Source organism: Pedobacter sp. Bi27 (genome assembly GCF_918698255.1).
Classification (GTDB): domain Bacteria; phylum Bacteroidota; class Bacteroidia; order Sphingobacteriales; family Sphingobacteriaceae; genus Pedobacter.
Map to the genome: position 1 here is coordinate 465,191 of NZ_CAKKMW010000004.1, position 25,692 is coordinate 490,882.

The 25,692-nt window shown below is 36.6% G+C and carries 24 protein-coding genes; 9 read left to right on the plus strand and 15 right to left on the minus strand.

The features are described from left to right. Positions 1 to 136: 136 nt before the first annotated feature. The 3 genes from LQ227_RS15840 to recQ all read right to left on the minus strand — a co-directional run bounded on the left by LQ227_RS15840 (position 137) and on the right by recQ (position 3,926). Entirely contained in the window at positions 137 to 853 is a 717-nt protein-coding gene (locus LQ227_RS15840) for a YqjF family protein (RefSeq protein ID WP_230149954.1), read from the minus strand. 2 nt (positions 854 to 855) lie between these two features. After that, the gene (gene kdsA / locus LQ227_RS15845) at positions 856 to 1,668 is read right to left on the minus strand and encodes a 3-deoxy-8-phosphooctulonate synthase (protein ID WP_025146274.1); all 813 of its coding nucleotides are present in this window, start codon (positions 1,666 to 1,668) and stop codon (positions 856 to 858) included. A 68-nt stretch (positions 1,669 to 1,736) separates the two neighbouring features. Further along, a complete protein-coding gene (recQ, locus tag LQ227_RS15850) occupies positions 1,737 to 3,926 on the minus strand; it encodes a DNA helicase RecQ (RefSeq protein WP_230141326.1) in 2,190 nt (729 codons plus the stop codon). A gap of 91 nt (positions 3,927 to 4,017) precedes the next feature. On the opposite strand from recQ, the gene LQ227_RS15855 reads away from it, so the two are divergent. Together LQ227_RS15855 and LQ227_RS15860 are read left to right on the plus strand one after the other, a co-directional pair. After that, the gene (locus LQ227_RS15855; protein WP_230141328.1) at positions 4,018 to 4,986 is read left to right on the plus strand and encodes an SIS domain-containing protein; all 969 of its coding nucleotides are present in this window, start codon (positions 4,018 to 4,020) and stop codon (positions 4,984 to 4,986) included. Positions 4,987 to 5,000: 14 nt separating this feature from the next. Further along, the gene (locus tag LQ227_RS15860; protein ID WP_230141329.1) at positions 5,001 to 6,092 is read left to right on the plus strand and encodes a mannose-1-phosphate guanylyltransferase; all 1,092 of its coding nucleotides are present in this window, start codon (positions 5,001 to 5,003) and stop codon (positions 6,090 to 6,092) included. Between the two features lie 162 nt (positions 6,093 to 6,254). On the opposite strand, the gene rlmB is transcribed toward LQ227_RS15860, so the two are convergent. Beyond that, positions 6,255 to 7,022: a 23S rRNA (guanosine(2251)-2'-O)-methyltransferase RlmB gene (gene rlmB, locus LQ227_RS15865; protein ID WP_230141339.1), complete on the minus strand. Its 768-nt coding sequence runs from the start codon at positions 7,020 to 7,022 to the stop codon at positions 6,255 to 6,257. Positions 7,023 to 7,222: 200 nt separating this feature from the next. Between rlmB and dnaB the strand changes: the two genes are divergently transcribed. Further along, a complete protein-coding gene (dnaB, locus tag LQ227_RS15870; RefSeq protein ID WP_108198750.1) occupies positions 7,223 to 8,785 on the plus strand; it encodes a replicative DNA helicase in 1,563 nt (520 codons plus the stop codon). A gap of 513 nt (positions 8,786 to 9,298) precedes the next feature. Here dnaB and chrA read toward each other — a convergent pair. Then, positions 9,299 to 10,516, minus strand: a complete 1,218-nt coding sequence (chrA, locus tag LQ227_RS15875) for a chromate efflux transporter (protein WP_230141342.1) — start codon at positions 10,514 to 10,516, stop codon at positions 9,299 to 9,301. 36 nt (positions 10,517 to 10,552) lie between these two features. Further along, entirely contained in the window at positions 10,553 to 10,888 is a 336-nt protein-coding gene (locus tag LQ227_RS15880) for a tetratricopeptide repeat protein (protein ID WP_108198752.1), read from the minus strand. A 131-nt stretch (positions 10,889 to 11,019) separates the two neighbouring features. On the opposite strand from LQ227_RS15880, the gene LQ227_RS15885 reads away from it, so the two are divergent. The 5 genes from LQ227_RS15885 (at position 11,020) to LQ227_RS15905 (ending at position 16,157) form a co-directional block, all read left to right on the plus strand. Continuing rightward, positions 11,020 to 11,757 (plus strand): electron transfer flavoprotein subunit beta/FixA family protein, encoded by a 738-nt coding sequence (locus LQ227_RS15885; protein ID WP_230141344.1) that lies wholly within the window; start codon positions 11,020 to 11,022, stop codon positions 11,755 to 11,757. Between the two features lie 61 nt (positions 11,758 to 11,818). Continuing rightward, on the plus strand, positions 11,819 to 12,787 hold the full coding sequence (locus tag LQ227_RS15890; RefSeq protein WP_230149956.1) for an electron transfer flavoprotein subunit alpha/FixB family protein: 969 nt from the start codon (positions 11,819 to 11,821) through the stop codon (positions 12,785 to 12,787). Between the two features lie 56 nt (positions 12,788 to 12,843). Then, positions 12,844 to 13,458, plus strand: coding sequence for a bifunctional nuclease family protein (locus tag LQ227_RS15895; protein WP_230141347.1), 615 nt, complete (start codon positions 12,844 to 12,846; stop codon positions 13,456 to 13,458). A gap of 186 nt (positions 13,459 to 13,644) precedes the next feature. After that, positions 13,645 to 15,024: a nucleoside permease gene (locus LQ227_RS15900; RefSeq protein ID WP_131031974.1), complete on the plus strand. Its 1,380-nt coding sequence runs from the start codon at positions 13,645 to 13,647 to the stop codon at positions 15,022 to 15,024. A 14-nt stretch (positions 15,025 to 15,038) separates the two neighbouring features. Beyond that, complete coding sequence (locus LQ227_RS15905) at positions 15,039 to 16,157, plus strand: DUF3667 domain-containing protein (RefSeq protein ID WP_230141355.1); 1,119 nt, start codon at positions 15,039 to 15,041, stop codon at positions 16,155 to 16,157. 198 nt (positions 16,158 to 16,355) lie between these two features. Here LQ227_RS15905 and LQ227_RS15910 read toward each other — a convergent pair whose 3' ends face one another. The 8 genes from LQ227_RS15910 to LQ227_RS15945 all read right to left on the minus strand — a co-directional run bounded on the left by LQ227_RS15910 (position 16,356) and on the right by LQ227_RS15945 (position 23,015). Next, positions 16,356 to 17,645, minus strand: a complete 1,290-nt coding sequence (locus LQ227_RS15910; protein WP_057934373.1) for a citrate synthase — start codon at positions 17,643 to 17,645, stop codon at positions 16,356 to 16,358. Positions 17,646 to 17,777: 132 nt separating this feature from the next. Next, positions 17,778 to 18,308: a DUF3347 domain-containing protein gene (locus tag LQ227_RS15915; protein ID WP_230141357.1), complete on the minus strand. Its 531-nt coding sequence runs from the start codon at positions 18,306 to 18,308 to the stop codon at positions 17,778 to 17,780. A gap of 95 nt (positions 18,309 to 18,403) precedes the next feature. After that, positions 18,404 to 18,955 (minus strand): hypothetical protein, encoded by a 552-nt coding sequence (locus LQ227_RS15920; protein WP_230141359.1) that lies wholly within the window; start codon positions 18,953 to 18,955, stop codon positions 18,404 to 18,406. A gap of 148 nt (positions 18,956 to 19,103) precedes the next feature. Beyond that, positions 19,104 to 19,721, minus strand: a complete 618-nt coding sequence (locus tag LQ227_RS15925; protein WP_230141361.1) for a hypothetical protein — start codon at positions 19,719 to 19,721, stop codon at positions 19,104 to 19,106. Between the two features lie 18 nt (positions 19,722 to 19,739). Beyond that, positions 19,740 to 20,669 (minus strand): tRNA (adenosine(37)-N6)-dimethylallyltransferase MiaA, encoded by a 930-nt coding sequence (gene miaA, locus LQ227_RS15930; RefSeq protein WP_230149958.1) that lies wholly within the window; start codon positions 20,667 to 20,669, stop codon positions 19,740 to 19,742. Then, complete coding sequence (locus tag LQ227_RS15935; RefSeq protein ID WP_230149961.1) at positions 20,669 to 21,451, minus strand: hypothetical protein; 783 nt, start codon at positions 21,449 to 21,451, stop codon at positions 20,669 to 20,671. Before LQ227_RS15935 ends, miaA begins: the two co-directional genes overlap by 1 nt. Before the next feature lie 54 nt (positions 21,452 to 21,505). Continuing rightward, positions 21,506 to 21,868: a hypothetical protein gene (locus LQ227_RS15940; protein ID WP_230141372.1), complete on the minus strand. Its 363-nt coding sequence runs from the start codon at positions 21,866 to 21,868 to the stop codon at positions 21,506 to 21,508. A 52-nt stretch (positions 21,869 to 21,920) separates the two neighbouring features. Further along, on the minus strand, positions 21,921 to 23,015 hold the full coding sequence (locus LQ227_RS15945) for an MBL fold metallo-hydrolase (protein ID WP_230149963.1): 1,095 nt from the start codon (positions 23,013 to 23,015) through the stop codon (positions 21,921 to 21,923). A 560-nt stretch (positions 23,016 to 23,575) separates the two neighbouring features. Here LQ227_RS15945 and LQ227_RS15950 point away from each other — a divergent pair. Beyond that, on the plus strand, positions 23,576 to 24,592 hold the full coding sequence (locus tag LQ227_RS15950; protein ID WP_029275179.1) for a LacI family DNA-binding transcriptional regulator: 1,017 nt from the start codon (positions 23,576 to 23,578) through the stop codon (positions 24,590 to 24,592). Between the two features lie 21 nt (positions 24,593 to 24,613). Here the strand turns inward: LQ227_RS15950 and LQ227_RS15955 are convergent, their stop codons facing one another. After that, positions 24,614 to 25,549 (minus strand): helix-turn-helix transcriptional regulator, encoded by a 936-nt coding sequence (locus tag LQ227_RS15955; protein ID WP_230141376.1) that lies wholly within the window; start codon positions 25,547 to 25,549, stop codon positions 24,614 to 24,616. Positions 25,550 to 25,692 lie beyond the last annotated feature (143 nt).

A 25,692-nucleotide genomic window follows, 5' to 3' on the forward strand; every position in this document is an offset into this window, starting at 1 on the left:
TGGAAAGGCTCAATAAAAGATCGTCATCTCGACTGAAGTGCAATCCCGAACTTGGGAGAGAGATCTTTCAGCAAAATTATTAATTGAATTAAAAAGATCTCTCCACTGCGGTCGAGATGACGATTTAGCTTGGCAATTAAAATTGCTTCCCTTTTAGTACCCTTATTTCAGATCCTTCAGCCAAGAATACAGAATCAGGCTTAGCATCATTTAAAAAAGAAAAATCATTTCCGTAGTTAATTCCAAAATCGGCATTAATTTTATAATCTTTTACAGGATAAGCTTGCCAACGTGGATGTTCTACACCATATTCTGATGTTTTATTGGTGCTGATTTTAGTATAACCCCAATAATGTTCTGTAATAAATTCTTCTTCGCTACCAATCTGTATTTCTTCTGCCTTTGAAGAAGCTATAACCGAAAAATTATGCCAGGTTCGGTTCTTCCAGTGATAATCTACCTCAAGCTGATGTTTTTGTTCAATCCAAACATGTTTCATCGGAAATGTTTGGTAATTCTCCTTATAAATGGTGTTGGCTACAAAGGTGATGGCAGGCTTTGGTACAAATTCTTTAATAAATACCACTCCTCTTTTCCACGTATCTCCATCCTTAAATTTAACATAAAACCTTAAATTAACCTCTTCAAAATTAGTGTGAAAAGGAATATTAAAGCCCCGTAGCCTAACATCAACAAACATAAAGCCAACTAAACTCACATAATACTTGCCCTGCCAATCATCCAGTACAGTATGTGCGGGCAAGTATTCCGAAAGTATTTCTTTATCCACAGCATACTGTGCCAAAGCCAGTTTGCGCCATTCGGCAGTGAGAAATACTTTCGGGCTAGTCAAAATTAAAGTATAGCTTGTCTGATTCTTATCAGTTTGGTCAATGTTTCTTCCAATAGGTCTAAATGTAACATATTGGCACCATCCGATTTTGCATTTGCAGGATCAGGGTGTGTTTCAATAAATAAGCCATCTGCTCCTACTGCAATTGCTGCTTTAGCAATAGTCGAAATCAATTCTGGCTTACCGCCGGTAACACCACTACTTTGATTAGGTTGTTGTAGAGAATGTGTGCAATCCATTACTACCGGAACACCGAAACTCTGCATTTCGGGTAAACCACGGTAATCAACAATCAGGTCCTGATAACCAAAAGTATTGCCTCTATCTGTTAAAATCACTTTGTTGTTTCCGGCTTCTTTTACCTTCTCAACGGCAAATTTCATAGAACCTGCAGAAAGGAACTGACCTTTTTTAACGTTTACTACTTTTCCGGTTTCGGCGGCAGCAATTAATAAATCAGTTTGGCGACATAAAAATGCAGGGATCTGCAGTACATCTACATAAGCAGCTGCCATTGCGGCCTCGCCACTTTCATGGATATCGGTAACTGTTGGCACACCAAATTCCCTACCAATCCTTTCTAAAATGCGCAAAGCTTTTTCATCGCCAATGCCTGTAAAAGAACTTCCTTTGCTCCTATTTGCTTTTCGGTACGAACCTTTAAAAATATATGGAATCTGAAGTTTATCAGTAATTGTAATAATCTTTTCGGCAATTCTCATGGCAATATCCTCGCCTTCAATAGCGCACGGACCAGCCATTAAAAAGAAATTTCCCGAATCTGTATTTTTTAATTTATCTAAATAGTTAAGCATAGTTGAGATGTGGGATGTGAGACATAAGATCTGAGTTTATCTCAAATCTAGCATCTCACATCTAATTTTTAATTTCCTAATTCTGACATGAATTTAATCCGCATCAATTGAATTTCTTCGCGGGTATAATCGGTTTCGCCTAATTCGTTAAGTGCTTCATCGATAGAATCGCTTTCGGCTGCTCTGAAATAATCAAATACTTCACCCTGTCTATCATCATCAATTACTTCATCAATGAAATAATTCAGGTTAAGTTTAGTACCAGAGTTTACAATCGATTCTACTTCTTTCAGAATTTCTTCGTAAGTGATGCCTTTCGAATCGGCAATATCTTCCAAACCAATCTGTCTGTCGATATTTTGAATGATCGAAACCTTCATCTGCGATTTATTGGCCTGAGTTTTAATAATCAAATCGATTGGACGTTCGATATCGTTATCCTCGACATATTTTTTGATCAATTCGATAAAAGGTGTCCCGAATTTCATTGCTTTACCCGAACCTACACCAGAAATCTGGCGAAGCTCTTCCGTCGTAATCGGGTAATGTGTACACATTTCCTCTAAAGAGGGATCCTGGAAAACTACGAATGGCGGAACACTTTTCTGCTTCGCAATTTTTTTACGTAGTTCTTTAAGCAATGATAAAAGATGGGTATCTAAAGCACCTGTACCTTGTTTTACATCATCGTCATCGTCATCAGCACCATTCTCTATTGGTTCGTTTAGTATGAATTTAAGGCTATAAGGGTTGATAATAAAATCTCTTCCCTGTTTGGTTAACTTTAATAAACCGTAATTGTCAATGTCTTTAAAAAGGTAATTATTTAAAACAGCCTGGCGGATAATCGATTTCCACATCAGCTCGCCTTCTTCTTTACCGATTCCAAATTCAGGAATCTTGCTGTGTTCGTAAGCAATGGTTTGAGCGGTTTCTAAACCTAAAAATACATTTAACAAATGTGCGTCGTCAAATTTTTCGCCTGATTTTTCGATAAATTTTAAAACGGTCAACAACTGACTTTCTGCATCAAATTGCTTTTTAGGCTTTTTACAGTTATCACACATGCAGTTACAGCCCGTTTCGTTAAAGTTTTCACCGAAATAATGAAGGATCTGCTTACGTCGGCATACGCCAGATTCAGCATAATCGATCACTTCTTTTAATATCTGCGTGCCAATTTCACGTTCCGAAACTGGTTTATCTTTCATAAATTTAGCCAGCTTGTCTACGTCTTTTTGAGCGTAGAAAGCAATACATACGCCTTCGCCACCATCACGCCCGGCCCTGCCAGTTTCCTGGTAATAACCCTCCATACTTTTAGGCACGTCATGGTGAATCACAAAGCGAACATCTGGTTTATCGATCCCCATACCAAAGGCAATGGTTGCAACAATAACCTCAGCATCTTCCATCAAAAATTTATCCTGCGTTTCGGCCCTAACCTTTGGGTCTAACCCCGCATGATACGGCAGGGCACTGATTCCGTTTAGATTTAATGCTTCTGCCACTTCTTCAACCTTTTTACGGCTAAGGCAGTAAATAATCCCAGATTTGCCCGGATTAGATTTGATATATTTAATAATTTCTTTGGTAATGTCTCTTTTAGGGCGGATTTCGTAAAATAAGTTGGGCCTGTTAAATGACGATTTAAACAATGTTGCTTCCGTCATTCCAAGATTCTTCATAATATCCTGCTGTACTTTTGGCGTAGCAGTTGCTGTTAATGCAATAATTGGAATATTATTTCCTAATCCGGCAATAACCTGTTTAATCTTACGGTATTCTGGCCTGAAATCGTGTCCCCATTCAGAGATACAATGTGCTTCATCCACGGCAACGAAAGAGATTTTAATCAGATTTAAAAATTCAATATTATCCTGCTTCGCCAGAGACTCTGGCGCAACATACAATAACTTAGTCTGACCACTTAAAAGATCAGATTTAACTTGAGTAATTTCAGATTTATTTAGGGATGAATTAAGAAAGTGAGCAATACTGTCATTTCCACCAAAAGCCCTTAATTGGTCAACCTGGTTTTTCATCAATGCAATTAGTGGAGAGATTACAATTGCTGTTCCCTCGCTCATTAAAGCAGGTAACTGATAGCAAATAGACTTCCCTCCGCCTGTTGGCATAATAACAAATGTGTTATTGCCTTCTAAAATATTTGTAATGATCGACTCCTGATCACCTTTGAAATTGTCAAACCCGAAGAAATTTTGTAGGTTATCAAATAACGACTTTTTCACGTCCATTTTGTGTAATAAAATATGCGATGCTATTTTTGTATCCAAAATAACATAATTTTACAAGAATTTCAAGTATTAACAGACAATTATTTTCTCTTTGAAAAGTAAAAAATCAATAATCCAATCCGCTGTAAGCACATTAGAGCTTGAGGCAGCAGCAATACTAAATGTTGCAAAGAATATTAACAGCGATTTTGAAAAAGTCGTATCAAGCATTTTACATGGCAAAGGGCGGGTAATTGTCACGGGTATAGGAAAGAGTGCAATCATTGCACAAAAAATGGTCGCAACTTTTAATTCAACAGGTACCCCTGCTATTTTTATGCATGCCGCAGATGCTATTCATGGCGATCTGGGGATGATCCAGGTAGACGATATTGTAATCTGCCTCTCTAAAAGTGGAAACACACCAGAAATAAAAGTGCTTACCCCCTTGTTAAAAACATCTGGCAATCTGCTCATCGGGATGGTTGGTGAATTGAATTCTTTTTTAGCCGAACAGGCCGATCTGATTTTGAACACTTCTTTCGAAAAAGAAGCCTGTCCACATAATTTGGCACCCACTACCAGTACAACGGCGCAGTTGGCATTGGGCGATGCCCTAGCTATTTGTTTATTGGAGTGCAGAGATTTTAATGAATCCGACTTTGCGAAATATCATCCAGGCGGATCATTAGGTAAAAAACTCTATTTAAAAGCCCGGGATTTGGCTTTGTCTAATGAGAAACCTTCCATACATCCATCCGCATCGGTTAAAGATGTGTTAATAGAAATTAGTAAAAACCGTTTGGGTGCAGTTGTTGTTGTTGATAGCGATGATAAAGTACTTGGCATTATTACCGATGGCGATATAAGACGGATGTTAGAAAATAACAATTCTATTGCAAACTTAAAAGCCGAAGATATCATGGGTAGAACACCAAAGAGCATACAATTTGATGCTTTAGCAGTTGATGCCTTAGCTATTATTAAGCAAAACAATATAACGCAGTTGTTAGTTCTAGAACAAAATACTTACTTTGGCATTATCCACTTACACGATCTTCTAAATGAAGGTATCGTGTAATTTTAATTTATAAGATGAATAAAAACTATTATGCATTGATTATGGCCGGTGGCGTCGGAAGTCGCTTTTGGCCAGTAAGCAGAACAGAATACCCAAAACAGTTTATCGATTTTTTCGGTGTAGGAAAAACTTTGATACAGAGCACCTATGATCGATTTTTAAAAATTTGTCTTCCTGAAAATATTTTTATTGTTACTAACGAAATTTATTCGGATTTAGTAAAAGAGCAGTTACCTCAGCTTAGCGCAAATCAGATCTTAGCCGAACCATTGTTAAGAAATACAGCACCTTGTGTTGCTTATGGAAGTTTAAAAATAGCCGAATTAAATCCCGATGCCACCATCGTTGTTGCCCCTTCTGATCATACCATTGCCAATATTGATGGTTTTATACAGTCTATTGAGCAATCATTGGATGCGGCTTCGAAAAACGATTGTTTAATCACATTAGGGATTAAACCAAACCGTCCAGATACCGGCTATGGTTATATTCAACATACTGATTACGTGCTTAATACGGATACCGACCTGCATAAGGTTAAAACATTTACTGAAAAGCCAAACTTAGAATTAGCAAAATCATTTATACAAAGCGGCGATTTCTTATGGAATGCCGGGATATTTATCTGGTCGGCTAAAGCGATTTTAAGTGCTTTCGAAAAACATCTGCCAGATATGTATGAAATATTTAATATCGGCAGGTCTGAATTGAATACTGAAGGAGAAAAGGCCTTTATCAATAATGCTTATTTCCAGTGCACCAATATTTCAATAGATTTTGGGATTATGGAAAAAGCAGAAAATGTTTACGTGCTTCCATCTGATTTCGGCTGGTCTGATTTAGGAACCTGGGCCTCTATTTATGAGATGGCAGAGAAAGATTATGTGGGTAATGCCGTTATCCCTTCACAACAGGTACTGATGTTTGATTCATCAAACTGTATGGTAAATGTTCCAGAAGATAAATTGGTTATCCTACAGGGGCTGCACGATTACATTGTAGTGGAAAATAATAATATGCTGATGATCTGCCCAAGAAATGAAGAGCAAAAGGTTAAAGAATTTGTGGCTGAAGTTAAATCGAGATTTGGAAATAAATTCATTTAATAGATACATGAAATGTAAAATGGATGATGTAGCATAGTCTTCATCATCCATTTTATATTTTCCGTCTTACCCCTTGTGTAAGATCCTGAAACAAGTTCAGGAAGACGCCACCATGGGACGTACTAATTGTTATTCATTTTCTCTTCCTCTTTATATCTGGCTTTAGATCGTTCGCTGTCTAACCGCCTCATATAATATTACGCCAGCAGCTACTGAAACATTTAACGATTCGATTTTTCCGGCCATGGGTATTTTAGCCAGGTGATCGGCTACCCTTAAAAGATCATTAGAAATTCCTTCGTCTTCAGATCCCATTACAATTGCCGTAGGCATAGTATAATCTGGTGCGTAAATAAAGTCACTGGTTTTTTCGGTGCAGGCTACAATTTGCAAACCACTTTCTTGTAGAAATAAACAGGTTTTATGTAGGTTAGCATGGCGACAAATCGGAATGCTGAATAAGGCGCCAGCAGAGGTTTTAATGGCATCAGCATTGATTTGTGCTGCATTTTTTAAGGGAACAACAATAGCATGAACACCTACGCAGGCGGCCGTACGGGCAATAGCCCCCATATTGCGAACATCGGTCACGCTATCTAAAACCAAAATTAATGGCACCTCACCTCTTTCGAAAACGGTTGGTATAATGTCTTCAATATTTTGATAAGTAATCGGCGAAATAACCGCAATTACCCCTTGATGGTTTTTTTGCGACATCCGGTTCAGTTTTTCAATAGGAACCGAGTTTAGAGGAATCAAAGTATCTTTTAAAAGGGCTTTTAATTCTAAAAAAAGATCGCCGCCCAGACTGCGCTGCTGATAAATGGTCTCAATGTCTCTTCCTGCTTTAACGGCCTCTATTACGGCTCTGATGCCGAATACAAACTCATTATTCTCTTTTGCGCGTTGCGGTCTTCTAAAATTATCCATGTTTTGAAATTGTTAGGCAAAAGTATTCAAATAAAATGTTTTAGGCCTAAACAATGTGCGCCTTATTAACATTTAATTGTTTAAAAATTTATACGGCATCATAAATCCAATAAAATTTAATCTGATTATGCTTCAATTTGTTAACAAACAGCTAGTAACTAATTCGAACAACCGCATCAAAATTTCATTACTTTTGTGGAATGAGTATCGATAACGAACAAGGCGGAAAGAACAGTATGACTGCTAGAAAAAGCAGGTTAAGTAATACGATAAGTTCACAGGGGAAAATTCCCCCTCAGGCATTAGATCTTGAGGAAGCAGTTCTTGGCGCATTAATGCTCGAAAAAGATGCACTTTCTGCTGTAATTGATGTTTTGAAACCAGAGGTTTTTTATAATATTGCGCACCAGAAAATTTTTGAAGCGATTCATATTCTATTTCAAAAATCGCGACCAGTTGATATTTTAACAGTAACAGCAGAACTGCGAACATTAGGCTCTTTAGAAATGGTTGGTGGCGCCTACTACATTACCAACTTAACCAATAGAGTTGCCTCAGCAGCGAATATAGAGTTTCACGCCCGTATTATTTCTCAGAAATATATTCAGCGTGAACTGATCAGAATCTCAACCGAAATCATTACAAATGCCTATGAAGATACCACTGATATTTTCGATCTCTTAGATCAGGCAGAAAAAGGACTTTTCGAAATTGCCCAGAATAACCTGCGTAGAGATACACAGAAAATGGACGATATCATTAAACAATCGTTAGCCACACTTGAAGAGCTTCGTACCAAAACTGATGGTTTAACTGGTGTGCCAACTGGTTTTACCGGACTAGATAGAATAACTGGTGGTTGGCAAAAGCAGGATTTAGTAATTATTGCTGCACGTCCGGCGATGGGAAAAACGGCTTTCGTACTAACCTGTGCAAGAAATGCCACTGTCGATTTTGCAAAGCCAACGGTAGTATTCTCGCTAGAGATGTCGTCAGTTCAGCTGGTTAATCGTTTGATTTCAGGAGAAGCAGAGATTGAACAGGAAAAAATCAGGAAAGGAAATTTACAGGAATGGGAATGGCAGCAGTTACACAGTAAAATTGGCCGTTTAACCGAAGCCCCCCTATTAATTGATGATACACCTGCACTAAATATTTTTGAATTCAGGGCAAAATGCAGAAGATTAAAATCACAATACGATATTCAATTGGTAATTGTCGATTACTTGCAGTTAATGCATGGTAAAGGCGAAGGAAAAGGCGGTGGTAACCGTGAGCAGGAAATTGGTAGTATTTCGAGAGCGCTAAAATCAGTTGCAAAAGAACTTGATGTTCCGGTGCTCGCACTATCGCAGTTAAGTCGTGCGGTAGAGAGTAGACCAGGTTTACAGGGAAAACGCCCAATGTTATCCGATTTACGTGAGTCGGGTTCAATTGAGCAGGATGCAGATATGGTATTGTTCTTGTACCGTCCTGAATACTATGGTATTACCGAGGATGAACAAGGAAGATCGCAAGCGGGTATTGGTGAGGTTATCATTGCAAAACACCGTAACGGTGAAACCGGAATTGTACCACTTAAATTCGTGGGTAAATTTGTGAAGTTTACGGATTTGGAAGAAGACTTCAATGCGCCGCCAAGTTCGTTTGCGGCTGATCCTTCAGCTGGAATGTACCCATCACAGGATTTTGAAAAACAAAGCAACGTGATTATCCGTCCTTCAAAAATGGACGATTATAATGATGATGATCCACCGTTTTAGGAAATCCCACACGACCTAAAATGCTCCAAAATCTTCATGTGATACATATGATTTTTGTGAGATAATTATTCCTCTTGAGGCGGCGGACTTCAATAGAATGATCGTCATTGCGAGGAACGAAGCAATCTTAATGCGCAGGCTAGTAGCGATCGTTGTAAGATTGCTTCGTCGGCTGAAAAAGCCTTCTCACAATGACGATAATCTGAGAAGATTTAATCTTTTAAACTCACCTGTCATTAATACAAAAGAGAGTCTCTGCTTCATTTGGAACTGAAAATTATACACTCGCACGGAAAACTGACGTAGTAGCAGGAAACCAGCCAGTCTAAACCCGATAGAACGAATGCTCCCGATCCTTCATCGGAGCAGCAGTGATAGCGGGACTACATTACCCTACAGCGTGCCGTAATTGCTTTCCAATTATATCTAGGCCTTTAACAGTCGCTATCAATAGGCTAAAAACTTACTATTAATGCGTTTCTAAACCAAATGGTCATCTGTTATTCTAATTTACTAAAATAAATATCCAATTAATATACCTGCCAATACAATAACAGGTGGACTAACTTTAGTAAAATTTAACAACAAAAATGTAGCGACCATAATCCCTAAAAATATCCAGTTAAAGCCCATTGGTATTAAGAGTAGCACAAAAGCGGCGATAATAAATCCAACGCTAACCGCATTGATTCCTGAAAGGCTATGACGGATCCGTGAGATCTTTTTCAGATCGTCCCAAAACGGTACAATAAATAAAACGAGGATTAGTCCGGGTAAGTTGATGCCGATCACCCCAATCAATCCTCCTAAAATTTGGCCCCATAACCCGTAACCAAAATTCTTCATGCTTAATGCGCCTAAGTAGCTCGTAAAAGAAAATGTTGGACCAGGTAAGGCCTGCTGTAATGCAAAACCTGATAAAAATCCAGATGAAGGCAAATAATGTTTCATCTCTACAAACTCGGTAAACATCAAAGGAACAAGCACTTGTCCGCCTCCAAAAACCAATATTCCGTTACGGTAAAAGTTTTCGAGCAAACGAATCGGTAAACTAAAGGGCGATGTTCTGTTTATAATTGCACCTACCAAGGCAAATAAAAGTAAAGCACCTAGAAAGTAGACCAGTTTTTTAGGATTGATATTTGAAAAAAGTTTAACCCTTAACTCTGCTTCCTCTTTTGGGGTTTCGATGGCTGAAGAGATCATTCCGCCTATCAATATCGACAATGGAAACACATAAGCATTTCTTAAAACTAATGTAGCAATAACCGAGGCAATGGCAAGGAATATAGAAACCTGAGAGGATAAAACCTTTTTACCAAGTTTCCATGCACCATAAGCCACAATACCCAATGCAATTGGCTGGATATATTCTAAAATATCGTTAAATTTTTGTTTTTGATCTAGTAAAGCATAACTAATTGCAGCAAAGGTCATTATGGTTGCTGTAGGTAAAATCCAGATCAGGAAAGTAATAATGGCCAGTTTAAGTTTTCCAACTTTCCAGGCTATCCCAACCAGGGTTTGGGTGGATGCGGGTCCGGGGAGTACCTGTGCCAGTGCATTTAACTCTAAAAGTTCTTCTTCAGAGATAAACTTAGTGCTCTGAACAAAGTATTTAAGCAACAAAGCAAGGTGTGCTTGTGCGCCTCCAAAAGAAGTAAATGTAAAAAAGATTACGTTTCTAATAAATAACCACTGTTTTTTTGCAGCTATAGGATTTGTTTGCATTAGCTCAGAACTGAAAATTGATAACTGTTAACTGAACTAGTCGTCTTCATAATCTAATCCGGCAGCTGTATTATATGCGCCCTGTAGTTCAGAAAAAGCGTGCATGTCTCTTTTGTTGCGTGCTACTTGCATTCCCTTCTGATAAATGGCTATTGCTTTCTCTTTTTGATCATCTTTTTCAAGCAATTTCCCCAAATGGTAATAAGTGCCAACATAATCGGGGTGTTTATCGGTTAACTGAAGGTAAAAAGAATAAGCTTTTTCCTTATCATTTTGTGCGTTATACTCTGTGGCTAAGGCATATAGTATGAAAGGATCGTTAGGATCGCTTTCTAAAAATTCCAATAACTTACTTAAACGGGTTGATGACATTTTATTTCCTTGCTTTTTTAATTAAATTTGCAGAAAGACCTTATATAATAAACATATAACATATGAAATTATCATGAGCTAAAAATTTCGGCTTGCGATAGCTTCATAGCAATAAAAACCACTATTAACATATGAAAATATTAGTTTGTATCAGTAATGTGCCAGACACAACGACAAAAATAACTTTTACTAATGATAATACCGAATTCAATACGTCAGGAGTGCAATATATTGTTAATCCATACGATGAAATCGCTTTATCAAGGGCAATTGAGCTAACCGAAGGTGGTAAAGGAACGGTAACGGTTATTAATGTAGGCGAAGCAGGCAACGATCCAACCATTAGAAAAGCGCTTGCAATTGGTGCAGATGATGCAGTTAGAGTTAATGCGGCACCGAGAGATGCCTATTTTGTGGCAAAACAGATTGCGGAATATGCAAAAGATAAAGATTTCAATATTATTCTAACCGGCCGTGAATCTATCGATTATAACGGTAATCAGGTTGCTGCTATGGTTGGCGAATTTTTAGACATTCCATCTGTATCAATTATAAAAAAATTAGATGTTGATGGTGATACAGCAACGATTGAAAGAGAAATTGAGGGCGGTAAAGAAGTGCTAACCGTTTCAGGTAAATTTATTGCAAGTTGTGCTGAAGGCGTAGCAGAGCCAAAAATCCCGAATATGCGTGGTATCATGAGTGCCAGAACAAAACCATTGGCTGTAGTAGATGCAGTTGCTATCGAAGAGGTAACCAAGGTTACAAAATATGAAACCCCTGCTCCTCGCGGAACGGTTAAGTTAATTCCTGCCGACCAAACGGAATCGTTAATTGGCTTACTTCATAGTGAAGCTAAAGTAATCTAGTTTTAAGTCATAATAAATCAAATCGTTTACACCATCCTGTTAAGGATAAAGAAATAAATATATGTCAGTATTAGTATATGTAGAACAAGCTGAGGGGAAATTTAAGAAATCTGTATTTGAAGCCGTATCTTATGCCAAAGCCATTGCCGATCAACAATCAACTAATTTAACCGCAATTTCTATTGGCGATGTAGCCGACAGCGAATTAAAGGAATTAGGTAAATACGGTGCATCAAAAGTACTAAACGTAAGTGCCGATCAGTTAAAAACCTTTGTAAATCAAGCCTATGCAAGTGTTATCGCTGCAGCAGCAGAAAAAGAAGGTGCTGATATTGTAGTTTTATCTAACTCTTTCTCTGGTAAAGGTTTAGCACCTCGTATTGCAGTAAAACTTAAAGCAGGTTTAGCTGATGGTGCAGTAGAATTACCGAGTACTGATGGTAAATTTTCGGTTAAGAAAACGGCTTTCTCAGGTAAAGCATTCGCCATTACCGAATTAACATCGGCCAATAAAGTAATTGCTTTAAATCCGAATGCTTTTGGCGTTAAAGAGAACGCTACAGATGCGACAATAGCGGCCTTTACTGCTGATGTTAAACAATCAGACTTAGGAACTGTTATTAAAGAGATTGTTAGGGCAACTGATAAAGTTTCATTACCTGATGCAGAATTGGTAGTTTCGGCTGGACGAGGTTTAAAAGGGCCAGAAAACTGGGGAATGATCGAAGAATTGGCTGGTTTGTTGGGTGCTGCTACAGCATGCTCTAAACCGGTATCGGATGCAGACTGGAGACCACATTCAGAGCACGTTGGTCAAACTGGTATTGCCATTAGTCCTAACCTTTATATTGCTATCGGTATTTCTGGTGCTATCCAACATTTGGCTGGTGTTAGTTCATCAAAAGTGATTGTAGTAATCAACAAAGATCCGGAAGCGCCTTTCTTCAAAGTGGCTGATTATGGTATTGTTGGCGATGCTTTTGAAGTTGTACCAAAGTTAATTGAAGCATTAAAAGCACATAAAGCATAAAAATAAACCTTTAAACCTCGCAGGTTTTAAATGCCTGTGAGGTTTGGAAAACAAATATGAAAAAAGTTAAATTAGATATTGTAGGTTTATCTTACAGCCAGACGCAATCTGGTGCTTATGCCCTTGTTTTAGGAGAAGTAAATGGACGCCGCCGCTTACCGATAATTATTGGTGCATTTGAAGCACAGGCCATTGCGATAGAAATTGAGAAAATGACTCCTAGTAGGCCATTAACACATGATTTATTTAAATCAATGGCTGACACTTTTCATATCAATATCCAGGAAATTATCATCTACAATCTGGTTGATGGTGTTTTTTACGCAAAGTTGATCTGCAGTGATGGTAAAAACACACATGAAGTTGATGCCAGAACATCTGATGCCATTGCTTTGGCCGTTCGCTTTAACGCCATGATTTATACCTACGAATTTATTTTGGCTTCTGCCGGAATCGTAATAGAAGGGAATGATTTTCTTTTTCTCGAAAATATGGATTCTATTGCAAAAGAGCCCGAAGCGGATAGCTTGCCTACCTCAACTACCCAACAAGGTTTTGGTGATTTAACATTAGAAGAACTTCAACAAAAATTACAGGAAGCCATTGCCGAAGAAGCCTATGAAAAGGCCGCAAGATTAAGAGATGAATTGAATAAACGCGGAACATCATAGAATTGTATCATAAAAAATGTTTCTACGTTCAAAAAATGTCTAAATTTTTTCTCAAATTCCCTCTATAAAAAGCTAAATTCTAAAATGAGCCAAATTGTTTAAAATAATTTAGGTTCATTTTGAATTATCATTCAAAATAGTTCTATATTCAGCTTTTACTTTCAATAATCAAACTAAACTATTATTATGAACGTTAAGTTTCGCTTAACTATAATGAGTTTCATGCAATTCTTTGTATGGGCTGCCTGGTTAATTACGATTGCAAATTATTGGTTCGGAACCAAACAATGGGACGGTGCAGATTTTGGAGTAATTTTCTCTACAATGGGCATTGCATCGCTATTTATGCCAACCATAACAGGCATTCTTGCAGATAAATGGATCAATGCAGAAAAGTTATATGCTATTTTACATATCCTGTACGCAGCCACCATGTTCTATCTGCCTCAAGTAGAAGATCCGCACACTTTCTTTTGGGTAATATTGGTGTCTATGTGTTTTTATATGCCAACCATTGCATTAAGTAACTCAATTAGCTACACAACATTAAAAAACGGCAACTTCGATGTGGTAAAAAACTTTCCCCCCATCCGTGTTTGGGGAACAGTTGGTTTTATTGCCGCCATGTGGCTTACCAATTTAACCGGGAATAAAGCAAGTGCAAATCAATTTTACATTGCTGGTATAAGTGCTTTATTTTTAGGTATATACTCTTTCACTTTACCTGCCTGTAAACCTTTAAATTTAATTAGTGAGAAAAAAACATTCGCACAGAAACTGGGCTTAGAATCATTCAAGCTGTTTGCTGATTATAAAATGGCATTGTTTTTCATCTTCTCTATGTTTTTAGGGGCTGCACTGCAATTAACCAATGCTTATGGCGATGTTTTTCTGGATGAATTTAAATTATTCCCTGTATTTGCCGAATCTTTTGTAATCCGCTATTCCACGATCATTTTATCCATCTCTCAAATATCAGAAACACTATTTATTCTTGCTATTCCATTCTTTTTGAAAAGATTTGGGATTAAATGGGTAATTGCAATTGCCATGTTTGCCTGGGTACTACGTTTCGGGTTATTTGCCTTTGGCGATCCTTCTACCAATTTATGGATGATCATTACCTCTTGTATTGTATACGGCATGGCATTCGATTTCTTTAATATTTCCGGTTCACTGTTCGTAGAAACATCAACCACACCAAAAACACGTTCATCTGCTCAAGGTTTATTTATGATGATGACTAACGGTTTTGGAGCTGTGTTTGGAAGTTTAGTGTCAGGTTGGATGATCAATAAATATTTTACTACCTATTATAGCAGCATTGATTCATTATCTAAATATGTAAAGAGCGAAGCAGACAATAAACATCTCCTTCAATTTTTGAAAAATAAAGGAATCAGTGTATTAGAAAATGGAAATTTAAGCAGGGCATTAGATGTGAAAGACTGGCACAACATCTGGTTATCTTTCACCATTTATGTGCTGGTTATTGCCATAGTTTTTGTAGTCATATTTAAACACAAACATACACGAGCAGAAGTAGAAGCCATTAACCATTTATAATTTCGATTTATCCCATGTCAGCTGGTAAATATAGAAAAGAACACAATTGCTTAAACTGTGGCGCTCATGTTGAGAAACATTATTGTAGCGATTGCGGTCAACCAAATTTAGAGTTAAAAGAAAGTTTCTGGGCTTTTATTAGTCATAGCATAGCCCATTATTTTCACTTCGACAATAAATTCTTTCAAACCCTCTCTCCTCTTTTAACAAAGCCCGGGCAGGTTACACTCGATTATTTAGCTGGTAAAAGAGCAAGGTATATTAATCCGGTGAGTATGTACATCTTCGTATCCATCGTATATTTTTTGGTTGTGTATTCGCCAAAACATGTAAAAAAAGATACTCATGACTCAACTAAAACCGAAAAACGAAGAGATGAAAGTGTTACCGACAGTGTAAATAAGGCGCTAAAGCTTTCAGGAATACCTAAAAACATTGCAAATAAGGCAACAACATCGATCAATAAAGCAATCAAGAAAAAAGAATTTATCAAACTTGGTTTTGCTGATCAGGAAAAGGAACTGAACAGGCTTAGAACTGAAAATGCTAAACTAGCGTCTGATTCTATTGCCGACATGATCGAAGATTATAACGATATCCATATCGAAAGAAACGATAGCACTTATGCTGCCTACTTAGGAAGGCAAAAGAAATTGCCACCCGCGGAGCAAGACAATTGGTATGAGCGGATGATCAAAAAAAGGGCAATTAATATCGGAGAAAAATCGGAAGTAATTCAAGAAACGCTAGAGCATAACCGACCAAAACAATACTTTTTGTTAATGCCTTTATTGGCACTTTTTATTATGTGGAATTTCAGGAAAAATCATATTTATTATTTAAATCACCTGATTTTTGCCATCCATGGAATGACTGCATATTTTATTGTGCAAATTTTTACTGATCCAATAATTAAGCATGTTTTTGATAAGAAAGGCATTATTACCACTATTATTGAACTAGGTGTTATAGTTTGGATCTGTTGGTATATGTACAGCGCTTTAAAAGTATTTTATCAAAGAAAACCTTGGAGTATAGTTTTTAAAATGTTCTGTATTTTTGTGATGTATTGGATAGCATTTAGTGTATCTGAAGTGATCATGGTAAACCTGATCTATTACGTAGCTACTTAAATTATGTCATAATTTCGACCGCGCATCGTTAAAAAAGTGCCGTCATCTCGACTGGAACGCAGTGAATGGAGAGATCTATCTCTGCAGATCTCTCGACTACGCTACACTTCGCTCGAGATGACGGTTAGTGGATAAAAGCAACGTCCATAAAAAAAACCACCCGATATTATCGGGTGGTTTTTTTTATGCTTAATGAAATTATTTTCTATCCTTAAGCTCAACAAATTCTCTATCTGTTTCACCTACATAAATCTGGCGAGGGCGACCTATCGGCTCTTTATTCTCGTGCATTTCTTTCCATTGTGCAATCCATCCTGGTAAACGGCCTAAAGCAAATAGAACGGTAAACATTTCAGATGGGAAGCCTAATGCGCGGTAAATAATACCTGAATAGAAATCTACATTTGGATATAACTTACGGTCAATGAAGTATTGATCAGTTAAAGCCGCTTCTTCTAATTTCTTAGCAATTTCTAAAATCGGATCATCAATACCTAGGTTTTCCAGAATATCATCACAAGCTTTTTTAATGATTTTAGCTCTTGGATCGAAGTTTTTGTAAACCCTATGTCCAAAGCCCATCATACGGAATGGATCGTTTTTGTCTTTCGCTTTTGCGATCCACTTCTCTGTATCACCTCCGTCGGCTTTAATCAACTCAAGCATATCGATCACAGCCTGGTTAGCACCACCATGTAGTGGGCCCCAAAGTGCAGCAATACCAGCAGCAATGGAAGCATATAAATTACAATCAGATGAACCTACGATACGAACGGTAGATGCGGAACAGTTTTGCTCGTGATCTGCATGCAGAATAAGCAATTTATTCATCGCATTAACCACAATCGGATTTACATCATAATCCTCTGTACGTTGTCCAAACGTCATCCAAAGGAAATTGGTTACATAATCATATTTATTTTTTGGATAAATAAGCGGATGACCTAATGATTTTTTATAAACGAAAGAAACAATGGTTGGGAATTTAGCCAAAAGTTTGATGATGGTTAAATCTTGTTCTTCTGCGGTTTGATTTGGTTTTAAACACTCAGGATAGAATGTAGACAATGAGAAGATCAGGGAACCTAATTGACCCATTGGATGAGATCTTGATGGGTAGCCATCAAAAAATTTCTTCATGTCCTCATGGATCAAAGTATGCTTGCTTATGTCAGCCTGTAGATCTTCAAGTTGTTTTTGTGTTGGCAGATCTCCATAAATGATCAGATAAATAACCTCTAAAAAACTCGATTTTGCGGCAAGCTCTTCGATTGAATAACCTCTATATTTTAAAATGCCTTTTTCACCATCTAAAAAAGTGATTTTACTCTTGGTAGAACCAGTATTTTTAAAACCAGTATCTAAAGTAACAAAACCTGTTAGATCTCTTAATTTTGAAATATCAATGGCCTTTTCATCTTCTGTTCCTGTAATTACTGGCAATTCTACTGTCTTACCATCAACTTTGATCTCTGCAATATCTGACATATTATTGTATTGTGTTTATAGCTTCTAAATTATATAAAATTAATATACATGCATAACAAATCTGTTAAATTAATATGAATAATTAGTCAAAATGACGTAACAATCGTGCTTAATTAAACAGGATCTGAAATCTTATTTTGCTTTGATTTCTTCGGCAACTCTTCCACACTCCAGCATTTCTTTGCCGTAATAAGGGTTTTTAATTTCCTTTTCGGTTGATAACCAGTCACCTCCATCTCCTTTATTCGCCATAGGGCAATGCTGAACATAAATTGTGCCTTTTTCTATTTCCGCATTTTTTAATAACGCAATTATATCTGCGCTTAAAACCGTGAAATCTTTTCTTTGCGAAACAAGATTATTGCTTGCCGCGATTTTGCCAGCAACAGCAGCAGTTGGCTCACAACCTTTATAAGCAGCTAAACTACTTTGTAACTGTGCTGCAGATTTTTGTGCATTAGCTGAATCTGATTTTACCAATGCATTTTTTAAATCTACATATTGGTTAAAGATTTCAGATTTCTGCCTGTCTTTTATAGAAACCTCATTTCTAACCGATGCTGAATCTGTTTTTGTTGAATCTTTAGTTTCTGTAGATTTTTTTTCTGCCTGGTTACAGGCCATTAAAGCGGTAAGTATTACTAATCCGAATATTCTTTTCATTGTATTTGGTTTTCGGCTCAAAATAGCAATTAAAATGGTAAATAAATAAAAAAGTCCCGATTTTCATCGGGACTTTAAATTAAATGATGTTCTAATTATAATTTGAAATTATATCCTAATCTCAGGTTAAATTGACCGGTTTTCATGAAATAGAGATCAGAAGCGCTATTGTTTACATAACCTTCGTATTTTATGCCCAGATCTAAACCATTTTTCCATTCGTAACCTAAACCACCTGTATAAATAAAGTTCATGTTAGCGCCATCTTTTATGGCCAAACCTGAACCTAACTCAGTACTTAAATACATTCTCTCGATCGGAAACACTCTAACGCCTCCTAATAAAGGGATAAATTCGAATTTTAGCGGGCTTCCCTTCCATTTTAATCTGGTATAACCACCCGAAGCAGTAAGGGCCACATAGGGGCTTAAATCATACTGAAGTCTTACATCTGCACCATAACCATAATCCATTTCAGACTTGTCTGGAAATAATCCACCGTTTACGCCTACGCCAATTTTAAAAGCCATGCCGCTTCCTGACGTCATTGGTTCAGAAGAACCCATCGTTTGTGCTTTTAGATTTGATGTGGTTAAAATTGCAAGGGCCGTTAATGTCGTTGCAAAAAGTTTAGTAACTGTTTTCATTTTAGATATTTTAAGTTATTAATTAAGGGTTTAGTTTATATACGTTAAAATACCAAAGGTGGATTTTCAAATTTTCATTTTTTTCAGAATGTTATGAAATAAAAAAGCCCCCTAAAAAAGGAGGCTTTCAATATTATCTGTGGTTAGCTTATAGGTTAAATCCGTATGCTAAACGTAGGCCAACATAACCGGTACTGTTACCATCTTTAGCTAAGCCTTCGTATTTCACACCTAAGTCTAATCCGTTACTCCATGCATAACCCAGAGCTGGTGAATACACAAATGATGTTCCGCTACCTTCGTTCGTACCGAAACCAGCACCAAGCTCTGCTAAACCATAAATACCAGAACCTGAATCATTAAAGAAATATTTAACACCAGCTTTTACAGGAATGTATCCAAAATCTGGAACATCTACGCCAGTATTGCCAATTTCTTTACCTAAGAAACGGGTATAACCAGCAGTAACAGGAATCGATAATTGTTTATCGATATCAAATTGATAACGTAAATCTGCACCAAGCGCCACGCTATATGCATCGCTTGTTGGTATACCGCCAAAAATTCCTATTCCTAATTTTTGAGAAGATTGCGCGTTAGCATTTGTAGTAAAGAATAAAGCCACGACAGCTGCTGAAGTAGCAATGATTTTAGTAATTGTTTTCATTTTAAGATATTGTTTTTGAGTTAAACTAATATGTTGCAATAAATACAAAGGTTGTGCCAAAAGGGCTTTTTTAATGCCATTTAGCCCTAAATCCAACATTCAAATGACCAATAAAAGTTAATTTTCGCTAAGTGAAACTTTTTCAATTACCAACTGTTGTAATAGGTTTGTAGGTGCTGATGCATCGAGCCAAATAACCTCAACATTGTCTTTTTCCATTTTCCTAAAAAAGGTGTTTTGCCGTTTTGCATATTGGCAAATGGCGATACCAAGTTTTAGTTTCAGTTCATCAAAAGTGAATAAGCCATCCAGGTAATTAACAATGAATTTATATTCTAACCCATAGAATACCAACATTTCTTTACTAATACCTTCTTTAAGCAATTGTACTACTTCCTCAATTAAGCCTGCCTTAAATCTTTGATCGAGCCTTGCCAGGATTTTGGCACGTGTTGTTTCGACTTCATTCTTTAATCCAAAAATAATAGGTTTGAGCGCAGGCCGATCGATTACTTCTAGTTGATTGTGTTGGAGGTAATGGGATATTTCCAGTGCCCTGATCAATCTCTTTTTTGAGGATAAGTCAACATGATCAATATTCTTGTTATTATCACTTTGTAATTTTAAAATCAACTCTTCTTTTGATAATAAATTTAGTTGATCTCTTAATTCTTGATTTATGGGAATAGCAGTAAAAGTTTGATTTTGCAAAAGGCTATGGATATACATTCCTGTTCCGCCACAGAGAATGGGTATTTTGTTTTTTTCTGTTATAGATGCAAATGCCTTATAGAAATCGTTTTTAAAGGCATCTACATGATAACGTTCACCAGGTTCTAAAATATCGATTAAATGATAAGGAATTGTTTTACCATTAATTTGATATTCCTGCAAATCTTTACCAGTACCAATATCCATCCGTTTAAATATCTGACGGCTATCGGCACTAATAATTTCGCCATTTAACGCATCAGCAACACTTACAGCAAGTTTCGTTTTGCCCGATGCCGTTGCCCCCAAAATGATGATGAGATTATGCTGATCCATTAAAATTTGAGGATAAACTTTAAACTTCCTGTATTAAACACTTCCTGTGCCAAAACCTGATTATTCTTTTTAAGCTGACGATTTAGATTTTTATCCAGAACATAAGTCTGTGACTCCAAAATTGACGTTTGCTTAAAACCCAATTTAATATAGGCTTCTCCTGCCGACCAATCACGATCTGCATAAGTCATCAGATCATTAGGTTTATACGTTTCAGCGAAAAAAGCAATCAACTTGCTAAGCCCTCCAGTAATAGAATAGCCAGCTTTAACGGCAAACCTGATCAATTCAGCTGATTTATAATTTTCAGTATGGTTCATTTTGCGTAGTGCCGAAAAAGTAGCAACTGCTACAAGGACTTCTTTTTCGAACAAACCAATTTTATAACGGCTACTTACTGAGCCCTGCAAGTGATTTTCAATTAAAAAAGAATCAGCCACGGGTTTAGTAATTTTGAATACTTTGGTTTTTCTACCGTGAATACGGATATTTTTTCCAAGCAAAGATTTAATTCTCGCTAAAACCTGATCTGGTTTTGATTGCCACAGATCTTCCCAAAGATGAATGAGTTTAATGCCTTCCTGCTGATATTTTTCCTGTAGCCCAATGAGATGTTGTGGGGTAAATTTATTGTTTAAACTTACCAGATGAATGATCAATTGAGGATCAATCTGTAATAATCGAAATTCATGTTCTATAAAAAAAAGGCACCAAATTTTGTTATTATCAAGTGCTAAGCTTAATTGATGATGCCAGTTAACGTCAGAAGTTAAATTATTCAATCAGTAGAAGGTTTTTTAGAAAAATTATCTACCGCAAATTTAACCATCAGATTGTTAAATCCATTCTTTTTCTTTAAAGTTAGTATGGATAATTTCTACCAGCGTTTCTACTTCTTTTAATTTAGAATCATCAAGTGCTGAAATTTTAAAACCTGCTTTATTTTTACCAAAATCGCTTAAATTATGATTTGTAGTAGAAAATTCATCTGTATTGATTTTAACTTCTACGGCATCCCCATTGATATAAACGCCAGAAAAAAATCGTTCGGTCACTTTTTCACCGTTTAATTCAATGTTTTTTTCACTATAAAGATCATACCCGTTTTCCGAATTTTCGTGTACCGTATATCCACGGGTGGCATAGGGCTGTATTCCGGCTCTAATGGTCTGGAAAATTTCAACAAGATCAGTTTTCATAATTGTATTTGATTTTAGAATTAAACACCATAGTACAATTATTGTTTAGTTTTTATTCGTCAAGCCACCAGTTTTCCGTCGGTAAATATTCATTTAAAATTATTGTTTCACCCAATTTTGGGGTAACCAAAGGAAACTGCTTTGCGGCTGCAGCTAAAACCACTCTTTTAACAGGCTCGTTCCAGGGGTGCATGGCTAAGCTAAATTTACCCCAATGCACCGGCATTAAAACTTTTGCTTTTAAATCGATAGCGGCCTGTACTGTTTCTTCGGGAAACATATGGATGTACGGCCAATAGGCATTGTACTGTCCACATTCGAGCAAGGCTAAATCAAAAGGGCCAAACTCCTCACCTATTTTGGCGAAGTGTGTATCATAGCCAGAATCGCCTCCCAAAAATAATTGGTAGTTTTCAGTTTTCAATACAAAGGCCGACCAAAGGGTTTGATTTCTTTTAAATTTTCTTCCGGTAAAATGTCTTGCCGGAACCGCTGTTAACTTCAGGCTATTAAATAATGTTAACGATTCGTTCCAGCACAATTCATTGATCTTATCAGCTTTAATCCCCCATTTTTCTAAGTGTTCTCCTACTCCCAACGAAGTAACTATGGTTTTAACTTGTGGTGCAATTTTTAAAATACTATTGTAATCGAGATGATCGTAATGATCGTGTGTGATGAGCAGGATATCGATATTCTTAAATTCTTCAGCTTTTACAACATCTGTACCTAAAAAAGCCTTACTCCCAATAAATGAAAATGGAGATGGGGTTTTGCTAAAAACTGGATCAACAAGAATTCTTAAACCCTCTACTTTGATGAGGTAAGATGAATGTCCAAACCATATAATTTCAGGAGCAACGCTTTTAGGGCTTCCATTTAGGTTAGGTGTAATAAAATGAAGCACTTTATCTGGAGCTTTATTGGGATGTTTTTCGAAAAAAAATGCCTTTAAAACCTTAAAAAAGCTAACGCCTTCGGGCTGCATTAATGTTATCGACTGATTTTGCAATGCACCATCACGATAGTTAGCCAAATGGTGGATTTTTTCCAATCGTAATCCCTTGGGTAAACGGCCAAAAACAGGAAGGTTCGTTATAATGAAGAGCGCGATTAAGATGAAAAGTAAAATGTATACAGCTATCATTTTTAAAATAATAAAACCAAAGTAGGAATATGATTTTAAAAAAGAAGGCTGAGTGAAATATATGACGAATGGATTACTTCTTAAGGATTTAAGTAGCAATGCCAGAACTGACTGCGCTATTAAAAACTTTAAAATAATTAGAATAAGGCACTACCTTATTTATAACATGCGTAAATTTTATACCTTTGAATAAGGGTTAAACATATAGCTTAGATAACTTTTGTGCCTGCTTGCAGGAAAATAACCCAATTTGGCGGGAAGTGGTACGAACACTTCTCGTCTTTTTTGTTTAAATACCCCTCCAAATTGAGGGGTACTATTGTTAATCGTTGGGATATAATTTATAACTGTATATCAATTTTGTTTTTTAAGGGACTAAAATTGCTTTCTATTTATAATTTTTCTATTATTATTTTTCAGAACGTATGGTCTTTAGCTTTTCCGAAAGTATTGATATTTATATAGCAGAGGAAAGAAATGAGAAAAAAAAACAGCGCAAACGTTTGATTAATTTTGTATTATTACATATTGAAGAAATTTAATGTAGTTTAGCACTCAGAATGCAGTCGAAACCAACAACCATCAAAGAAATAGCCAGAATCTTAAACATTTCTCCATCCAGTGTTTCCAGGGGATTGCACGATCATCCGAGCATTGGAGCGGTAACCAGAGAGAAAATTAAGCAGTTGGCAAAGTCTCTAAACTATGAGCCTAATAATGCGGCAATTCTTTTTCAAAAAGGAAAAACATATACTATTGGCGTAATTTTACCTGAGCTATCTGAACACTTTTTCTCTATTGCTATTTCTGCAATTGAAGATGAAGCCATTAAGAAAAACTATACGGTTATTTTTGCGCAGTCGCACGATAATTATGATCAGGAAGTAAAGCTCGTTGAAAAAATGAAAAATCAACGGGTAGATGGTTTATTGGTATCCATCAGTAAAGACACTTCAAAGTTTGATCATTTCGAAAAACTCAATTCATTCAATATACCTGTCGTATTTTTTGACCGGATACCTCCTTTTAAAAACGTGCATTATGTGGCGTGTAGCTTAGAAAGTGCAACAATTAAAGCAGTGAACTATCTTTTGAAAAAAGGGCATAGAAGTATTGGGATGATTAATGGGCCAAGTACCTTGTACGCAAGTGAGGAACGTAAAGATGGCTATATGCAGGCGATTACTTTTAACCGCTTAAAATTTGATCCATCGTTAGTGGTGAACTGTGATTTAACTGAGGAAGGTACCATCGATGCTGCCAATCAATTTTTGAATCATAAGCGTAAACCTACAGCAATTGTGGCCTTTAACGATTATGTAGCACTTTTCCTGATTAAATATTTCAAAAAACTGAATGTAATTAATGATTTCGACATAGTGAGTTATGCAAATCTGCCTATTATCAGCTACTTGGATAATTCGCCGGTAGCTTCAGTTGAGCAATACCCCTATTTACAAGGACAAAAAGCAGCTAATATTTTGTTAGATCTTATTCATAGTCCTAATTCTGAGAACCAAGCCTACTACAACACCATTGTAGAGTCTGATTTGATTGTAAACGAGGTAAAAGAATAAACAAACGTTTGCGCTAAATTTCTAGCTTTTGTTTAAACTTCCAGGTAAAACATTAAACTGTTTTTTAAAAGCAGTGATAAAATGTTGTGCATTTTTATAACCTACAAGAAAGGCAACTTCATTCACCGTTTTCTTTTCCTTGGATAGAAAATAGTGCGCTTTTTCCATCCTGATTTTATATAAATAGCCAAACACTGTATGTCCGGTAAGTTCTTTAAATCCTCTTTTAAGTTTATAGTCATTAATCCCAGCCTTACGCGAAAGTTCCATTAATGAATTAGGCCTTTGCAGATCATGCTCTACCAATTGTTTGGCCAACAGAATCTTTTCTATATCCTCCTTTTTTAAAACGTGTGTTTGTTTCTCTGGTTTTTGATTAACATAAGCAATAATCAACTCAAAGATCCTGGCTTCAAGGAACAGACGTTTTACCCTACCCTCGTGTTTAGGATAAATTATCTGCTGCAATATCGACCCGATTTCCGGACTGATCGACTTTTGGGTTCCGGTTTTAAGATCGCTACCAAGTTCTCCTCCTGTTACCTGCTTAAAATAATCTTCTGTGAGCTGTATATAAAGGCATCTGGTTTTCTCTGTGATATTAAATTTGATCGAATTAACGCCAACTGCATTAAAATCCTGCTCGTTTTTAGCTAATGATAATAAATTATCGTGCTGATGATTAAAATAATAGTTAATCGTACCGCTCAGACAAAATAAAAAGCCAATATGTTGCTGAGAAGATTCAAAGCAAAAATTCTCTTCCTGATTCGGATGGATCTCAATAATGCCAATGTGGATCCCCCTAAACCACATTTCCTTTATTTGGTACTTTACATCGTTCTCATCTAATGTTATAACTGCCTCATCTATGTCGTTTATGCTTTCAAAATTATCAGGATAGGCATTCTTGTAAATGATATTTCCTTTAGGATAGCTTGAGAGTTTAATTGTCATCTGTATAAAAGTTATTAATTTATTGCTCATTGTTTTCAATGGCATTTTTCACTTGCATTTATTTTCTCAATGGTGTTCAAGAGAACGCTTCGCTTAGTTAATGAGCTTGCAAAAGCTCGTTTTTTTTTAAAAGGTGCTGAAGC

Coding starts and splice junctions, on each gene's coding strand:
- kdsA (WP_025146274.1), bottom strand. CDS start 1,668: ATGCTTAACTATTTAGATAAATTAAAAAATACAGATTCGGGAAATTTC.
- recQ (WP_230141326.1), bottom strand. CDS start 3,926: ATGGACGTGAAAAAGTCGTTATTTGATAACCTACAAAATTTCTTCGGG.
- LQ227_RS15860 (WP_230141329.1), top strand. CDS start 5,001: ATGAATAAAAACTATTATGCATTGATTATGGCCGGTGGCGTCGGAAGT.
- rlmB (WP_230141339.1), bottom strand. CDS start 7,022: ATGGATAATTTTAGAAGACCGCAACGCGCAAAAGAGAATAATGAGTTT.
- dnaB (WP_108198750.1), top strand. CDS start 7,223: ATGAGTATCGATAACGAACAAGGCGGAAAGAACAGTATGACTGCTAGA.
- chrA (WP_230141342.1), bottom strand. CDS start 10,516: ATGCAAACAAATCCTATAGCTGCAAAAAAACAGTGGTTATTTATTAGA.
- LQ227_RS15880 (WP_108198752.1), bottom strand. CDS start 10,888: ATGTCATCAACCCGTTTAAGTAAGTTATTGGAATTTTTAGAAAGCGAT.
- LQ227_RS15885 (WP_230141344.1), top strand. CDS start 11,020: ATGAAAATATTAGTTTGTATCAGTAATGTGCCAGACACAACGACAAAA.
- LQ227_RS15890 (WP_230149956.1), top strand. CDS start 11,819: ATGTCAGTATTAGTATATGTAGAACAAGCTGAGGGGAAATTTAAGAAA.
- LQ227_RS15895 (WP_230141347.1), top strand. CDS start 12,844: ATGAAAAAAGTTAAATTAGATATTGTAGGTTTATCTTACAGCCAGACG.
- LQ227_RS15900 (WP_131031974.1), top strand. CDS start 13,645: ATGAACGTTAAGTTTCGCTTAACTATAATGAGTTTCATGCAATTCTTT.
- LQ227_RS15905 (WP_230141355.1), top strand. CDS start 15,039: ATGTCAGCTGGTAAATATAGAAAAGAACACAATTGCTTAAACTGTGGC.
- LQ227_RS15910 (WP_057934373.1), bottom strand. CDS start 17,645: ATGTCAGATATTGCAGAGATCAAAGTTGATGGTAAGACAGTAGAATTG.
- LQ227_RS15915 (WP_230141357.1), bottom strand. CDS start 18,308: ATGAAAAGAATATTCGGATTAGTAATACTTACCGCTTTAATGGCCTGT.
- LQ227_RS15920 (WP_230141359.1), bottom strand. CDS start 18,955: ATGAAAACAGTTACTAAACTTTTTGCAACGACATTAACGGCCCTTGCA.
- LQ227_RS15925 (WP_230141361.1), bottom strand. CDS start 19,721: ATGTTGGATTTAGGGCTAAATGGCATTAAAAAAGCCCTTTTGGCACAA.
- miaA (WP_230149958.1), bottom strand. CDS start 20,669: ATGGATCAGCATAATCTCATCATCATTTTGGGGGCAACGGCATCGGGC.
- LQ227_RS15940 (WP_230141372.1), bottom strand. CDS start 21,868: ATGAAAACTGATCTTGTTGAAATTTTCCAGACCATTAGAGCCGGAATA.
- LQ227_RS15945 (WP_230149963.1), bottom strand. CDS start 23,015: ATGATAGCTGTATACATTTTACTTTTCATCTTAATCGCGCTCTTCATT.
- LQ227_RS15950 (WP_029275179.1), top strand. CDS start 23,576: ATGCAGTCGAAACCAACAACCATCAAAGAAATAGCCAGAATCTTAAAC.
- LQ227_RS15955 (WP_230141376.1), bottom strand. CDS start 25,549: ATGACAATTAAACTCTCAAGCTATCCTAAAGGAAATATCATTTACAAG.